The sequence below is a fragment of the Aeromonas sp. PI_26 genome (assembly GCF_027854445.1).
GTDB classification, from domain to species: Bacteria; Pseudomonadota; Gammaproteobacteria; order Enterobacterales; family Aeromonadaceae; genus Aeromonas; species Aeromonas veronii.
On record NZ_JAJNOE010000020.1, the window covers coordinates 15,724 to 31,081 of the forward strand.

A 15,358-nucleotide genomic window follows, 5' to 3' on the forward strand; every position below is an offset into this window, starting at 1 on the left:
CACGGATGGACGATACGGCGCTCGGCTGTCACAGGTTCAAAACTGTTTAATTTTTTCTGCCCTTTTCCCTCCGATTGCCCCTATCAGGGCTCGCCCGAAGGGCGCCCCTTGGCTAAGCTAGCGCCCCGATATGAACCTTCTCCAGATGAGAGCGCCGGATGAATGCAATAACCCCTGTGGCAGCCCTGCGCGGCCTGCTGCTGACCCTGCTGCTGGCGCTGGCCGGCTGCCAGCCCACCCCGCCTGCCCAGACCCGTATTCAGGGCAAGACCATGGGCACCTACTATGTGGTGACCCTGAGCGATAGCTATCCCGGTGGGGAGCCCTCCCTCAAAAGCGACGTAGAGAGCCTGCTGGCCCGGATGAACAAGGAGATCTCCACCTACGATCCGGGCTCGCTCATCTCCCGTTTCAATCAAGGGCCCGCCAACACCCCGTTTGCCATCCCGCCGGCCATGGCCATCATAGTCCAGCAGGGGATTGATGCCGGTAAGCTGACCGACGGCAAGCTGGATGTGACCGTGGGGCCTCTGGTCAATCTGTGGGGCTTTGGCCCGGACAAACGGCCGGTCAAGCGACCCGATGAGGCGGCCATCGCCGCCGCCCGCCACAAGGTGGGCATCGACAAGCTGACCCTGACCCCGCAGGGGGATCACTTCCTGCTCGAAAAAACGATCCCGGATCTCTATCTCGACCTCTCCACCCTCGGCGAAGGGGCGGCATCGGATGAAATCGCCACCCTGCTCGAGGGCAAGGGGGTACACAACTATCTGATCGAAGTGGCCGGTGCGGTGCGCAGCAAGGGCAACAACAGCAAGGGCTCGCCATGGAAAGTGGCCATTGTCGAACCCTCCGATCAGCCGGGAGCGTTTTCCGATATCGTCATCCCCAACGGCATGGCGCTCAGCACCGCGGGCAGCTATCGCAACTACTACGAGCTGGATGGCCAGCGTTACTCCCATATCATCGACCCCGCCACCGGCCAGCCGGTCACCCACAAGCTGGTCTCCGCCAGCGTCATCACCCCGACCGCGCTGGAGGCCGATGCCCTCGATACCGCGCTGATGGTGATGGGGCCTGAAGCGGGGTTGGCATTTGCCAAGCAGCACCAGCTGGCGGTCTATCTCATCATCAAGACCGAACAGGGGTTCAAGGCCGAGTACACGCCTCAATTTGCTCCCTATCTGGCAGAGAAAAAACAGTGAGTTCAAGGCCCTGGCAACAGGGCCTTTTTCTTTCACTCATCGCGAACAAAAGGCGGACAAACGGAGATGGTTCGCAATCGACAACTTGGCCAATTGCCTCTTCGGGCGCTTTGGTGGCACACTTTCTCCCATCAGCCCGTAGCGCCTCGACCCAGACAGATGCAGACACCTGAACAAGAGCCAGAAAAAAAGAGCCCAGCCAAGCCACAACGCATTCTGATGGTCAATGAGCAGCGCTCGTTTCAGGTGATGATGAAGGCGATGCTGCTCAATCTGGGTATCAGCAACATCACCTACTCCAATACCGCCGAGGATGCGCGACGCCGCTGCCAGAAGGGCAGTTTCGACATCTATCTCATCGATTACGATCTCGGGGTTGGCGAGAATGGCCGCCAGCTGCTCGAGAGCCTGCGCGACAAAGACCTGATCCCGCCCCAGAGCGTGGTGATCATGGTGAGTGGCGACAGCTCCCGCGCCATGGTGCTGAGCGCGCTGGAAGCCGAGCCCGACGAATACCTGATGAAGCCCTTCTCTCAGGAGCAGTTCTCGTTTCGCTTGAAACGTGCCCTCGCCCGGCGCAATGCGCTGGCCAGCGTCTTTACCGCGCTGGCCGATGACAATCTGGCAGCGCTCATTACCGCCTGTGCCGAGCGGGCCGATGCGGTGCCCCGTTTTGCCAACTACTGCCGCTGCCTGCAGGCCGATACCCACCTCAAGCTGGGTCAGGCACAGGAGGCGCGCTCTTTAATGCGCCAGCTGCTGGCCGGGCAGGAGAACAGCTGGGCCCGCCTGACGCTGGGCAAGGCGTGCAACACCCTGGGGCTCCACGAAGAGGCGGTCAGCCATCTGCAGGCGACCCTCAAAAATACCCCGCTGATGGTGGAGGCTCACCTCTGGCTGGCAGAATCCCTGCTGGCCCTTGGCAATGACGAGCAGGCGCAGCAGGAGCTCAGACGGGCGGTGGATATCTCCCCCCAGTCGGTGCAACTCTCCCGCCGGCTGGCTGAGGTGTGCCTGCAGCGCCACGACTACGCCCAGGCCAAGGATGTGCTGATGTCGCTGATCGACCTGTCACGCAACTCCATTCACCGCACTCCCCACTATCTGGGAGCCTATATCCAGACCCTGACCCTCTACGCCCTCAACAGCAACGACAGCTACCACATCGCCAACCTGCAAAAGCAGGTCAATTCTGCCCTGTCGCGCATCCGCGATTCGCTGATGATGTCGGAGTTCAACTACCCGGTGTTCGAGCAGATCTGTCAGGCCCGGGTGCAGATTGCGCTGGGCGAGCTGCTCAAGGGCAAGAAGATGCTCTATCGCGCCAATCAGAACTGGCTCGATGAACCGGCCACCATGCCCCCCGCCCTGCTTGGCGAGACCATCCTTGCCCTCTACCAGCTCGGCGAGTTTGAATATGCCGAAAGCCTGCAAGGGCTGCTGGCGGAGGACGAAGATCGGCTGCTCACCACCTGCATTCAGGCAACCCGGGATGACAAGACGGTGCTGGAGCGGCGTCAGCGCTACCAGCAGCTCAACGACCTAGGAATCAAGGCCTATCAGAGCGGCGAGCTGGAGCAGGCCCTCGGTCATTTTCGCGAGGCCCTGCGCCGCGCCCCCGCCAATACTGGTGCGGCTCTCAACAAGATCCAGGTGCTGCTGCAACTGATGCAGAAAAACCGCAAGAGTCCAGAATTTGGTGCCGAGTGCAAAGACACCCTGGACGTGCTCGACGGCATCCCCCTCAACCCGGCCCAGCAGGAGCGTTTTCGCAAGCTGCGTCAGGAGTTCAACCAGTTCAGCTAAGACGCCGCCGCGCCCCCCTTTCCCCGCCTATGCTGAAACCAGTTCGGCAATGCGAGGGAAACGAAGATGGCGATGTGTCGTTATCTGGTGGCCGATGGCCGCCACTGCAGTGAAGAGGCTGGCGAGCACGATCTCTGCCACTGGCATGATCCCCACCATACCCATCAGGAAGCCCGCACCGCCGAGGCGCTTGAACAGTACGTTCGCGCTGGCGGACTCTGCCACGGCCTGCAGCTGTCACGGGCCAATCTGGCGGGCCTCAATCTGGTCAACAAGGAGTCCGATCAGGGATTTTTGCTGGAGCAGTGCAACCTCTATCGCGCCAACCTGCGCGGTGGTCACCTCTACGGCCTGCGCATGAAGGGCGGCAGCCTGATGAAAGCCGATCTCAGTGATGCCAACCTCCAGTGCGCTACCCTCGATGACGTCAACCTGCTCGGCATCCGCTGGCACAACACCCGGCTCGACAACATGCAGACCGGCAAACGGGTGATGCAGGATCGCAAGGGGCGCCGCGAACGGGATCCCAAACAGGCGCGCATCTGGTTCAAGGAGGCGGAAGAGACCTACCGGGATCTGCGCAAAGCCTCCGAGGCACAGGGGATCTTCACCATGTCCGGCAACTATATCCAGCAGGAGCTCACCATGCGCCGCCTGCAACTGCCGTTCTGGTCGACCCAGCGCTTCACCTCCTGGGTGGTCGATCTCTTCTGCGGCTATGGCGAGGCCCCGATGCGGGTGGTGCTCTTCTCGTTGCTGCTCATCTTTATCTGCAGCATTTTTTACTTCTTCTGCGGACTGCATTTTCAGGGCGAGCACCTCATCTACCAACCCGGTGCCCCGCTCGAGCAAAATGCCATCTTCCTGCTCGAATGCCTCTACTACAGCGTGGTCACCTTCACCACATTGGGGTACGGCGACTTCACTCCGGTCGGCCTCTCCAGGATCTTTGCCGCCTTTGAAGCCTTTACCGGCAGCTTTACGCTGGCGCTGTTTGTGGTGGTGTTTGTCAAGAAAATGACCCGCTGACGCTTCTCCCTGCCAAGCGGGCCGACCACTGGCGCAGGCCCGCGGCCAAACTTGCATCCACCGCCGATTCCTAGTCCAATAGCCACTTATAAAAATGACATGAGCATCCCGGACATGAAGATCATCTCTTTCAATATCAACGGCCTGCGCGCCCGTTTGCACCAACTGCAAGCCATCATCGACAAGCACCAGCCCGATGTGATCGGCCTGCAGGAGATCAAGGTGCACGATGAAGCCTTCCCGCTGGCCGATGTGGAGGCCATGGGCTATCACGTGGAGTTTCATGGCCAGAAGGCCCACTACGGGGTCGCCATCATGAGCAAGCAGAAGCCGGTCAAGGTGGAGAAAGGCTTCCCCACCGATGACGAAGAGGCCCAGCGCCGGATGATCATGGCCACCTTCGAGCGCGAAGACGGCTCTCTCATCAAGGTGATGAACGGCTACTTCCCGCAGGGTGAAAGCCAGGATCACGAGACCAAGTTCCCGGCCAAGCAGAAGTTTTACGAGGATCTGCAGCACTACCTCGAGACCAACCACACCCCGGACGACCAGCTGGTGCTGATCGGGGATATGAATATCTCCCCCACCGATCTCGACATCGGCATCGGCGAGGCAAACCGCAAGCGCTGGCTGCGGGATGGCAAATGCTCCTTCCTGCCCATCGAGCGCGAATGGATGGAGCGACTGAAAGGGTTCGGCCTGACCGACACCTTCCGCGCCGCCAATCCCACCGAGTGCGAGCGTTTCTCCTGGTTTGACTACCGCTCCAAGGGCTTTGACGAGAACCGCGGCCTGCGCATCGACCTCATCATGGCCTCCGACGCCCTCAAGGACAAGGTGACCGAGACCGGTATCGACTACGAGCTGCGCGGCATCGAGAAACCCTCCGACCACGCCCCCATCTGGGCCTGCTTCGCCTGATGCGGCGCAAGATTAACCGATGAGCCGCGACGAATTCGTAAACTGTGAAGCGGCTCGCGGTTGCCTGCGATAAAAGGGCGTAAAAAACCCATCCAGACAAGGTGCCTTATGGCACCTTATTTTTTGCAGCAAGGAGTGGCTGGCGTGATACGGTTACGAAGAGCCCGGGCCCGGGATGAACATCCCCGAAGCCCCCCGCCCAAATCGGAAAAGTCAGACTTTTTTCGTCAATCGGCAACCCTAATTGTCACTTTGAGAAGGTTGTGTTCAAGGTTGCCGCCCTATCATCTCCCATTCCAATCATAAAGAAGTTGTTTTTTTAATCATGAAGTTAATGATGTATATGGAGAAACATGCTGAACGCAGCAGCCGAAATCGATCCAACAGGAGTGTGATGATGAAGGTGCCCAATGCCGGAAGAGAGGTTTACAAACGCAGCTTGCTGACCCTGGCACTGATCAGTGGTCTGAGCGCCTGTGGCGGCGAGACGACCCAAACGGCTCAGACCATGCCCGCCGTCCCTGTGGTGGTCGCCGAGGTCAAGCTGACCGATGTGCCGCTCACCACCGAGATGGTGGGAGAGACCGCCGGTTTTCGCGAGATCGATGTGCGCTCCCGGGTCAGTGGCATCCTGCTCAAGCGCACTTATGTGGAAGGCCAGCCGGTTACCGCCGGTCAGGAGCTGTTTTTGATTGACCCTGAGCCCTACAAGGTGGCGCTGGAGCAGGCCAAGGGCACCCTGGCTCAGGAGCAGGCCCGTCTCAACAAGGCCCGTGCCGATCGGGATCGCATCATTCCCCTCTTCAAGCGTCAGGTGGTCAGTCGCAAGGACTATGACGACACCATCGCCAACTACGAAGCGGCCATCGCCAGCCATCAGGCCGCTCAGGCCAAGGTGAAAGAGGCGGAGCTCAACCTCAGCTACACCCAGGTGACCGCCCCCATCAACGGCATGGCGAGCAAGAGCTCCCAGTCCGAGGGGAGCCTTATCTCCACCAGCGGCGACAACGGCCTGCTCACTACCATCACCCAGTTTGATCCGCTCTACGTCAACTTCTCCTACTCGGAGCAGGATCGCCTCAACTTCGAAAACTCGGTAAAGAAAGGGGTGATTGAGGCGAAGGATGCCACCACCTGGCGCACCCATATCCGTCTGGCCGATGGCTCCCTCTACCCGGAGGCGGGCAAGCTCAACTTCTCCGACAACCGGGTCGATCCCCAGACCGGCACCATCCGTGCCCGCGCCATCTTCGACAACAAGGACGGCGTACTGCTTCCCGGCCAGTTTGTCCGCATGACCATCGATCTGGGCACCCGCAAAAATGCCATCGTGGTGCCGCCGCGCGCCATCGTCCAGTCCCAGGCTGACCGCATGGTGATGGTGGTCGATGCCGACAACAAGGTGGTGCCCCGTCCGGTGACCCTGGGCGCGGCAGTCGACTCCGGCGTGCTGATCGAGAGCGGCCTGCAGGCAGGTGAGCGCTATATCGTCGAAGGCTTGATGAAGGCCCGCCCCGGCGCCGTGGTGAAACCTGTCTCTGCCGACGAGATGAAGGCGATCACCGGCAAGGTGGTCAGCCAGTCTGCGGCCAAGTAAGGAGCCCGTATGTTTTCCAAGTTCTTCATAGAACGCCCCATCTTCGCCAGCGTGATTTCGATCATTATCGTGCTGGGCGGGTTGGCGGCGATGCGTGCGCTCCCCATCGAGCAATATCCCCAGATCACCCCGCCGGTGGTCTCGGTCACGGCGTTTTATCCGGGCGCAACCCCGGAAGTGATCTCCCAGACCGTGGCAGCGCCGCTGGAGCAGCAGATCAACGGCGTCGAGCGGATGATCTACATGCAGTCGGGGTCGGCCTCCAACGGCCAGATGAACCTCAACGTCTACTTCGAGATCGGCACCGATCCGGATCAGGCCACCATCAACGTCAACAACCGGGTCTCGGCCGCCATGGCCCAGCTGCCGGAAGAGGTGAAAAAGCAGGGGGTGACGGTCAAGAAGAAATCGACCTCCATCCTGCAGGTGGTTACCCTCCAGTCACCGAACGGCTCGTTTGATACCACCTATCTGTCGAACTACGCCCTGCTCAACATCATCGACGAGCTCAAGCGGATTCCCGGCATCGGTGATACCACCTTGTTTGGCGGTACCGACTACGCCATGCGTATCTGGCTCAGGCCGGATCGACTGGCCCAGCTCGAGCTCACCCCGAGCGACGTGATCGGCGCCATTCGCGAGCAGAACACCCAGTTCGCGGCAGGCAAGATCGGTGCCCAACCCACCACGGCCCCCATCGACTTCACCTACACGGTGCAGACCAAGGGGCGCCTTGAGGATGTGAAGGAGTTCCAGAACATCATCGTCCGCTCCATGCCCGATGGCTCCAAGATCCGGGTCCGCGATGTCGCCCGGGTCGAGCTGGGGGGCAAGGATTATGACCTGGTCGCCCGCGCCAACGGCAAACCGGCCATCGGTATTGCCACCTATCTGCAACCGGGCGCCAACGCCGTCGCGGTTGCCGATGCGGTACATGCCACCATGGAGCGACTCAAGGAGCGCTTCCCGCAGGATATCGAGTACCAGATCCCCTACGACACCACCGAGTTCGTGAAGATCTCCATCGAAGAGGTGGTACACACCCTGTTCGAGGCGATCGTGCTGGTGTTCGTGGTAGTCTACCTGTTCCTGCAGAACTTCCGCGCCACCCTGATCCCCTGTATCGCGGTGCCAGTGTCGCTGATCGGCACCTTCGCCGGCATGCTGGTGCTCGGCTTCTCCATCAACCTGCTGACCCTGTTCGGCATGGTGCTCGCCATCGGTATCGTGGTAGATGACGCCATCGTGGTGCTCGAGAACGTCGAGCGGATCATGAGCGAGAAGAAGTGCTCCGCCAAAGAGGCTGCCATCCTCGCCATGCAGGAGGTCTCCGGTCCGGTGGTCGCCATCGTGCTGGTGCTCTGCGCCGTGTTCCTGCCGGTCGCCTTTATGGGCGGCATGACGGGGGTGATGTACAAACAGTTTGCCATCACGGTCGCAGTCTCGGTCGCCATCTCCGGTCTGGTGGCTCTGACTCTCTCCCCGGCCCTCTGTGCCGTGTTGCTGAAAGAGGGACACCACAAACCGGCCCGCTTCTTCGTCTGGTTCAACGAAAAATTTGACCAGCTGACCCGCGGCTATGTACGGGGGGTGGCCTTCCTGAACCGTCGGGTGGGGGTCGCCTTTGCCATCATCGCCGTGCTGATCCTCTCCATCTACGGCCTCTTCCTGAAAGTGCCGGGCGAACTGGTACCGAACGAAGATCAGGGCTACCTCATCTCCGCCGTCATGCTGCCGGATGCCGCCGCGATGAGCCGGACCCAGGCGGTAGCGGATCAGTTCGACAAGATCGCCATGGCCAACCCCCATGTGAAGGATGTGATCACCTTCTCGGGCTTTGACATTCTCTCCAATGCCATCATCAGCAACAGCGGCATGACCTTCATTACCCTGAAGGACTGGAGCGAGCGTCAGGGAACAGGACAGGACTCCTTCTCGCTGGCCAAGACCTTCCAGGGCTTGAGCCTGATGGGGCTGGCGGATGGCTTTGTCGCCTCCTTCAACCCGCCTCCCATTCAGGGGATGTCCACCACAGGTGGCCTTGAGGCCTATCTGCAGAACCGTGGCACCGGCAACGCCCAGGCCTTCTCCGGCGAAGTGCAGCGCTTCCTCGAAGCGGCCAAGGCGCGCCCAGAGTTTGCCAGCGTCACCAGCACCTACCGCGCCAACGTGCCACAGGTCTATCTGGATCTGGATCGCGAAAAAGCCAAGGCGCTGGGGCTGCCCATCAACGCGGTGTTTGACACCATGCAGGCCACCTTCGGCCAGGTCTATGTCAACGACTTCAACCAGTTCGGCCGTACCTACCGGGTGCAGTTGCAGTCCGAGGCCGACTACCGCGCCAAGAAGAGCGACATCCGCAACGTCTATGTCCGCTCCGACAAGGGAGAGATGATCCCGCTCAGCAGTCTGGTGACGGTGCGGGATGCCACCGGCCCCGAACTGGTCGAACGCTTCAACATCTTCCAGGCCGCCAAGATCATGGCCCAGCCCGCCCCTGGCTACAGCTCGGGTCAAGCCATCGCCGCGCTGGAAGAGGTCTCCAATGAGGCTCTTGGCAACGACGCCAAGCTGGAGTGGACCGGCTCCGCCTATCAGGAGAAAGCGGCCGCAGGCAGCGCTGGTATGGCCTTTGGTTTCGGTATCGTGATGATCTTCCTCATTCTGGCCGCCCAGTATGAACGCTGGAGCCTGCCGTTTGCGGTGATCACCGCGGTACCGTTCGCCCTGTTCGGTGCCCTGCTCGCCACCTGGCTGGTGGGGCTGACCAACAACGTCTACTTCCAGATCGGGCTGGTGACCCTGGTCGGCCTTGCCGCCAAGAACGCCATCCTGATCGTGGAGTTCGCGGTGATGAAGCACGAAGAGGGGATGAGCCTCATCGAGTCGGCACTGGAGGCGGCGCGCCTGCGTTTCCGTCCCATCGTGATGACCTCGCTCGCCTTCATCCTCGGCTGTGTACCGTTGGTCACCTCCAGCGGGGCAGGTGCGGCAAGCCGTCACGCCCTCGGCTGGCCGGTCATCGGCGGCATGCTGGCGGCTACCTTTATCGCCATCTTCTTTATCCCGCTCTTCTTCCGCCTCATCATGAGAGGATCGGAAAAAAGGGCCTGACTATTCCGGTAAAGCTCACCAAGCCCCTCCCTCACGGAGGGGCTTTTTTATGTCGGTCCGTTACATCGCAAACAGATAGGCCTTCATCGCCTTGAGGCGTACGGTGGCGGCACCGATGATGTCGATAAAGCCAAGCAGCGGATGGGGTTTATGTGCCGAAATCCAGGCTGAGCCGGTTGCCCCAATTGGTAAGTCAACACCGTCCGGCACCAGCATGTCGAGCACCACTGTCCGGCCATGGCTGGACATGTTGTTGCCCACATGCTGCCGTACATCTTGATCCCCCTGCGCAACACTCATCTGGGCCTCCCCCGTACCAGTAAGTACTGAGTGCACCCGTGCCCGAAAGATGCGCCCGGGATAGGCATCTACATAAAACTCGGCAAACTGGCCTGGTGCTATGTTGCGAAAACTCTGATCCGGAATGCGAAACTCCAGAAACTTGCGAGAAGTGTCGTATAGGTGCATGTTGCCGGTACGGGAACCGCTGGCAATATTGACTATCGAGACCTGACCATCAAACGGAGCCCTGATCACCTTCTCTTCATTCCGTCGCTCCTGCAAGGCCAGCTCTGTCTCTAGATTCAACACCTGAGCTTCAATCGCCTGAACCTTCGCTTCACTGGCACTCAGTTGCGCCAGATCGCCATCAATTTGGGTCTGCAGCTGGTCACGGCTCTGAATACTGGCAAAATTACCCAAGTGGGTCAGCCGAGCCAATTCCTTGTGATTGAGGTTCATTCGTGACTGGATCGCTCGCTGCTGGCTTACCTCTGACGCCACCTGGGCATGCTGGGCGTCAATCTGATAGCTCAACGCCTGAGACTTACCGTTACTCTCCCAATCCGCAAGACTATAAATGGGCTGACCACGCGCAACGCGCTGATTATGCGCAACATAAATCTGATCTATCTGATGAAACTGGTTGATGCCTAGTAAGGGTCCCAACACCGCATGAGGTGCCTTGACCGTCGCCGAATCAGTAAAATCCACCGGAGCCAAATGGCGAGAGGTAGTCAACAAACCAAGCGCCAATAACGCGCCAATTGCGGTACTCCAAAAACCCGTTTTTAGGTTCCAAGGCAATATGTTCAGCTTGACCAGCAACCAGACGATCAGGATATAGGGCAGCAGGATCTCTTTCATGATGCCTCCCCCTCATGACGACCACGTCGAATACCATGGCCGATAATAAGGCTCATCCGCTCGCTCAGCACATCCCAACGGGCAAAGGCGATGATGACGGCAAGCACCCACCAGGTCTTGTCGATAAACAGTCCGCACAAGGAGAGCGCAAACACCAGGGTGATATGCACCGACTCAGACACCTTGGCACGATGCACAGCGATCTCATGCAGTTGCCACAGCAGATAGACCAGATAGAGGACCACATAGAGAGTGATCACAGTAATCACCCCCATAAAGATCTCGGAATCAAGCAGTACCATGATGGCTGGCAAAGCATGGTTGAACCTGGTCGCCTCAATTGGATAGATGTGGGCACCTTTCGAGAAGAAGACAACCAGAGCGACAGTGACCAATATAAACGTCAGGCGCCAAAGCCACCGCGCTAACGCAGAGGTTGATTGTGATGACATTTGATGTTGTTCCTTGAGTAACGGATGAGCAAACAAGTGGACCTCACGAGCCACCCAGCTAATAACGCGCCGGATCGGCGCGACGGGCAGGATGGAGAAGCCCCCAATCAGTGAAGGCTTGCAAGGCTCACAACTCAGAACTGGTGTTGCACACCGATATTGAAGAAGTTCAGGTAGCTGTTGTTGTAGCTGCCGGACAAGTGCGGGCGACCGATCCCGTCCTGATCCACTGGCATATCACCCAGCCAGGCCAAGGTATAGCTGGCTTCCACCTTGGTGGCTGGGCTCAACTGATAACTGGCCCCCAGACCCCAGCGCCAACCAGAACCCACTGGAAGCATCACAGTACGGAACTCATCACTTACTGCACTACTGTCATAGCCAATTCCGCTGCTCAAACGCAGTGCAGGGGTGACATCAAACTGAGCCCCCAGGCTGGCATGCCATGTATCCTTGTAATTCATATCAATGGTTTGGCTGCCCATGGCAGATGCCACACCGATATCGCCAAAACGGGACCACTGCTGCCAGTTGGCACTGGCCAGCAAGGCCCACTGGTCGTTGAGCTGGTGATAGCCACTTAGCGTAATGGTCTGCGGAATCATGATCTCGACCCCTAGACCTGCCACATCAGCACGTGGGAAGAGCTGATCTTCCAGCTCCCACTTCAGTTCGGAGAAGTAGCTCAAGCCGATACGGGAGTGCTGATCCAGCTCGTAAAGTACCCCGAAGGAGGCGCCATACGCCCAGTCACTGTTGGAGAATTCCCGCCCTTCCCCCATCCCGGACGTCAGATCCACAGAGGCTTCCAGCGAACCATTCATGGCGATCAGGCTGGCTCCCACTGACCAATTTGAATCAATGCGGTACGCCAGACTCGGAGCAAAGGCGATGCCGGTCAGCTTGGCCGACTGGGTATAACCACGACCATCCCAGCCATCGCCATAATCGATACCCAGACCGTGACTGCCAAAGACGCCGATACCTGCGACCCATTGATCGTCGATGGCATGCGTCAGATAGAGGCTGCCGAGCGGCGCGGTCTGCAGGGCATTTCCACCGTTGTTACCGCCGTTGTCCAGATCCAGCTCAAGGTCGCCGTATACCACACCGCCATTGACCTGCAACTGGGTACCTTCCAGTTTGGTCATACCGGCCGGGTTACTTGCGATAGTATCTGCCCCTTGGGCACGGGCGGCAGACCCTGCGTTGGCCAGCGCACTGTTGGCAGTGCTGGTCTCGTATAGGGCAAGGCCGCCAGCCATGGCTGATGGACTCAGCAAAGCGGCAAGCATCAGCGACAGCAGTCGTGGCTGCATTTCAATACTCCTGAATAGTGAACATGGTGAGCACCCGGCAAGGTGTGCTGCTCAAAAACACGGTTTGACTCTTTGATTGTCAGCATCCGGGAGACCTGCGGCTTTATACTGCTCGCTCATGGCGTCACGGGATGGATAAGGTCGGCAAGCACTCCTGCCGCAGTCATTTATGCCGGAGCAAAAGAGTGAACCATCACGTCATCGTGGTAACTGACAGGGGGCATCCTAACGGGATGAGGGGCATGCTTCATTAGGGTTGGGCATACGCAATGGTTAAGCATTGCTTAAATATCCCCCCAACACAGCACCTCTATAACATCACTGGCGCCATTGACCTTCACCTCGTGGCAAGGTTTACAGTCCCGCCATCTGCTCCCGAAGGATACCCGGATTGTCACTCACCCAGCTTGCTGCAAGATTGCCCTCTGTTGCTTTGGCCCGGCTATTGCTGGCGCTGCTGCTCGTCTGCAATCTGACCCTCTGCATCAGCTGGCATGGTTCTCCCCTCTCCTCCGAGCCGACCCCAAGCAGCGCCCAATCGATGGTGATGTTCGATTCATCCATGGCGATGGCGGATGGCGATATCTCTCATGCAATGCCCGCTATGGATCACCCGGGCGATGTCATGCCCCTCTCCTGCCATCAGGGAGGCGAGGGGTCAACCATGGGCGATGAGTGCCAGATGCAGACCGGCGTCAATGCTCCCTCCTTCGGCGCGATGGCTCTGCTGGGTGTACTGGTCGCCCTGCTGATCTTCCCCCTGCTACTTGGCAACAACGTCGCAGCGTCACTGCTTGATAACTGGTTGCGGGATCCCTTCCTGCGCTCGCGCGGTACTCACCCTCCCTCCTGGCCACGCCGACATCTGATGCTGTCGGTGTTACGCCACTAGAAAGTCCTTCTCTTGCGGCAGCGGCAAGCCTCGGCTTGTCCGTTTTCTGCTGCCTTGCCTGACCCTGTGACGACTGGCCCCGCCAGCAACAGGGAGCCGTGCGCGCTGATACAGCTGCGCCCCGTTTGCCGCCAGCCCCTTTGGTGATGCCTTGCACCTCACCCGACCGGCGGCCTGCAAAAGAAGAGAAGACGTATTATGTCACCAGCCCACTTTTCACCGTCCAAGGTTGCCGCCTGCGCGGACGCCTTATCCTCCTGCACTTTCTGCATGCAGATCCGCGCCGGAGGCCAGTCATGAACAAGACCGTCCTGATGTCGGCCCTGCTACTTGCCCTTGGAGCTGGTGGCGGCTACTGGGCCGCCAAACAGACCTCCGATGGCGCAAGCGCCAAAGAGAAGACGCCCCTTTACTGGGTCAACCCCATGGATCCGCGCGACAAGCGCGATGGCCCCGCCAAGGACAACATGGGGATGGACTTTATCCCCGTCTATGAGGAAAAACAGGGCGGCTCACCGGGCACCGTCACCATCAGCCCCGAGATCCAGCAGAACCTGGGGGTGCGACTGGCTAAGGTCGAGCGACTGCCTATCCACCAGCAGATCGAGACGGTGGGCTATGTCGGGTATGACGAGGACAGGCTGGAGGCAGTCAACGCCCGCATGGCGGGCTGGATCCGCACCCTCGCCATCAAGAGTGAAGGGCAGCAGGTGAGCAAGGGGAGCCTTATTTACGAGCTCTACGCACCGGATCTGGTCAACGCCCAGCACGAATACCTGCTGGCCCTCAACACCGCCAACCCCCTGCTGCTGCGCGCCGCCGAGGGCAAGCTCAAGTCCCTGCAGGTACCGGCAGATCAAATCTCAGCCCTCAAGCGCACCCGTCAGGTGCGCGAAACCATCAGCATTTACGCCCCCAGCAGCGGTTATGTCTCCGAGCTCAAGGTGCGAGAAGGCCAGTATGTGGAGCCCGCTGCGGCGCTCTTTAACATCAGCACCCTCAAGCAGGTGTGGGTCAGTGCCGAGGTGTTCGAGCGTCAAGCCGCCCAGCTGAAGGTGGGCGATCCGGTCACCATGACTCTCGACTATGCCCCCGGTCGCAGTTGGCAAGGTAAGGTGGATTACCTCTATCCGACCCTCGATGCCGCTACTCGCACCCTCAAGGTGCGGCTGCGCTTTGACAATCCGGACGAATTTTTGAAACCCAATATGTTCGCCAAGGTGGCCATTCGCACTGGCAAAGGCGCACCGCAGTTAGTGGTGCCGAGCGAAGCGGTGATCCGCACCGGTAGTCAGGATCGGCTGGTGCTGGCGTTGGGAGATGGCAACTTCAAGTCGGTCGCCGTCACCCTCGGCCCCCAGTTTGGCGACAAGGTTGCCATCAAGGCAGGGGTAGAGGCTGGGGATAACATAGTCAGCTCGGCCCAGTTCCTGCTCGACTCCGAGTCGGCCATCGATTCGGACTTCCAGCGTATGACGGCAGTGCGCCCTGCACAGGTGTGGACCCAGGGCGAGGTTGAAAGCATCGATCTGGCCAACCGTACCCTGATGGTCTCCCACCAGCCCATCCCCGAGTGGCAGTGGCCCGCCATGGAGATGGAGTTCACCGTCGCCGAAGGAGTCGACATTAGCAAACTGGTCAAGGGGGAGACCCTCCATCTGCAGGTGATGCAGGAGGGGGATGAGTACCGCATCACCACCATCCATCAGGAGAAGGCACCCGCTACTGACGGCGACGCCAAGCGTGGAACGGATGAGATGGAGAAGATGGAAGGCATGGACCATAGCCAGCATCAGATGGCGATACCCGAGATGGAGAAGAAGTCATGATCCCATCCATCATTCCCTGCGTTGCCGACAACCAAGCTCCGCTCTCTG

11 protein-coding genes are annotated in these 15,358 nt (G+C 59.5%); 8 read left to right on the forward strand and 3 right to left on the reverse strand.

What is annotated here, in order from left to right:
* The first annotated feature begins 158 nt into the window (after positions 1-158).
* From LRL22_RS17950 to LRL22_RS17975, 6 genes are all read left to right on the forward strand, one after another.
* Positions 159-1,205, forward strand: coding sequence for an FAD:protein FMN transferase (locus LRL22_RS17950; protein ID WP_270906007.1), 1,047 nt, complete (start codon positions 159-161; stop codon positions 1,203-1,205).
* A gap of 159 nt (positions 1,206-1,364) precedes the next feature.
* On the forward strand, positions 1,365-3,011 hold the full coding sequence (locus tag LRL22_RS17955) for a tetratricopeptide repeat-containing response regulator (protein WP_042056451.1): 1,647 nt from the start codon (positions 1,365-1,367) through the stop codon (positions 3,009-3,011).
* 66 nt (positions 3,012-3,077) lie between these two features.
* On the forward strand, positions 3,078-4,040 hold the full coding sequence (locus LRL22_RS17960; protein ID WP_064339799.1) for an ion channel: 963 nt from the start codon (positions 3,078-3,080) through the stop codon (positions 4,038-4,040).
* A 114-nt stretch (positions 4,041-4,154) separates the two neighbouring features.
* Positions 4,155-4,961, forward strand: coding sequence for an exodeoxyribonuclease III (gene xthA, locus LRL22_RS17965; protein WP_005337776.1), 807 nt, complete (start codon positions 4,155-4,157; stop codon positions 4,959-4,961).
* Positions 4,962-5,358: 397 nt separating this feature from the next.
* Complete coding sequence (locus LRL22_RS17970) at positions 5,359-6,558, forward strand: efflux RND transporter periplasmic adaptor subunit (RefSeq protein WP_005353223.1); 1,200 nt, start codon at positions 5,359-5,361, stop codon at positions 6,556-6,558.
* 9 nt (positions 6,559-6,567) lie between these two features.
* Positions 6,568-9,672 (forward strand): efflux RND transporter permease subunit, encoded by a 3,105-nt coding sequence (locus tag LRL22_RS17975; RefSeq protein ID WP_270906008.1) that lies wholly within the window; start codon positions 6,568-6,570, stop codon positions 9,670-9,672.
* Between the two features lie 60 nt (positions 9,673-9,732).
* On the opposite strand, the gene LRL22_RS17980 is transcribed toward LRL22_RS17975, so the two are convergent.
* The 3 genes from LRL22_RS17980 to LRL22_RS17990 form a co-directional block, all read right to left on the reverse strand.
* Positions 9,733-10,818, reverse strand: a complete 1,086-nt coding sequence (locus LRL22_RS17980; protein WP_270906009.1) for an HlyD family secretion protein — start codon at positions 10,816-10,818, stop codon at positions 9,733-9,735.
* The gene (locus tag LRL22_RS17985) at positions 10,815-11,120 is read right to left on the reverse strand and encodes a hypothetical protein (RefSeq protein WP_021231217.1); all 306 of its coding nucleotides are present in this window, start codon (positions 11,118-11,120) and stop codon (positions 10,815-10,817) included. Before LRL22_RS17985 ends, LRL22_RS17980 begins: the two co-directional genes overlap by 4 nt.
* Before the next feature lie 284 nt (positions 11,121-11,404).
* Positions 11,405-12,589: an OmpP1/FadL family transporter gene (locus tag LRL22_RS17990; protein WP_164536447.1), complete on the reverse strand. Its 1,185-nt coding sequence runs from the start codon at positions 12,587-12,589 to the stop codon at positions 11,405-11,407.
* A 391-nt stretch (positions 12,590-12,980) separates the two neighbouring features.
* Here LRL22_RS17990 and LRL22_RS17995 point away from each other — a divergent pair, with 391 nt between their 5' ends.
* On the forward strand, positions 12,981-13,481 hold the full coding sequence (locus LRL22_RS17995; RefSeq protein WP_270906010.1) for a hypothetical protein: 501 nt from the start codon (positions 12,981-12,983) through the stop codon (positions 13,479-13,481).
* Positions 13,482-13,777: 296 nt separating this feature from the next.
* Entirely contained in the window at positions 13,778-15,310 is a 1,533-nt protein-coding gene (locus tag LRL22_RS18000; RefSeq protein ID WP_270906011.1) for an efflux RND transporter periplasmic adaptor subunit, read from the forward strand.
* The last annotated feature ends 48 nt before the right edge of the window (positions 15,311-15,358 follow it).

Excerpts from the sequence above, each read along its gene's own strand:
- LRL22_RS17950 (WP_270906007.1), top strand. The coding sequence starts at position 159 with ATGAATGCAATAACCCCTGTGGCAGCCCTGCGCGGCCTGCTGCTGACC.
- LRL22_RS17955 (WP_042056451.1), top strand. The coding sequence starts at position 1,365 with ATGCAGACACCTGAACAAGAGCCAGAAAAAAAGAGCCCAGCCAAGCCA.
- LRL22_RS17960 (WP_064339799.1), top strand. The coding sequence starts at position 3,078 with ATGGCGATGTGTCGTTATCTGGTGGCCGATGGCCGCCACTGCAGTGAA.
- xthA (WP_005337776.1), top strand. The coding sequence starts at position 4,155 with ATGAAGATCATCTCTTTCAATATCAACGGCCTGCGCGCCCGTTTGCAC.
- LRL22_RS17970 (WP_005353223.1), top strand. The coding sequence starts at position 5,359 with ATGAAGGTGCCCAATGCCGGAAGAGAGGTTTACAAACGCAGCTTGCTG.
- LRL22_RS17975 (WP_270906008.1), top strand. The coding sequence starts at position 6,568 with ATGTTTTCCAAGTTCTTCATAGAACGCCCCATCTTCGCCAGCGTGATT.
- LRL22_RS17980 (WP_270906009.1), bottom strand. The coding sequence starts at position 10,818 with ATGAAAGAGATCCTGCTGCCCTATATCCTGATCGTCTGGTTGCTGGTC.
- LRL22_RS17985 (WP_021231217.1), bottom strand. The coding sequence starts at position 11,120 with ATGGTACTGCTTGATTCCGAGATCTTTATGGGGGTGATTACTGTGATC.
- LRL22_RS17990 (WP_164536447.1), bottom strand. The coding sequence starts at position 12,589 with ATGCAGCCACGACTGCTGTCGCTGATGCTTGCCGCTTTGCTGAGTCCA.
- LRL22_RS18000 (WP_270906011.1), top strand. The coding sequence starts at position 13,778 with ATGAACAAGACCGTCCTGATGTCGGCCCTGCTACTTGCCCTTGGAGCT.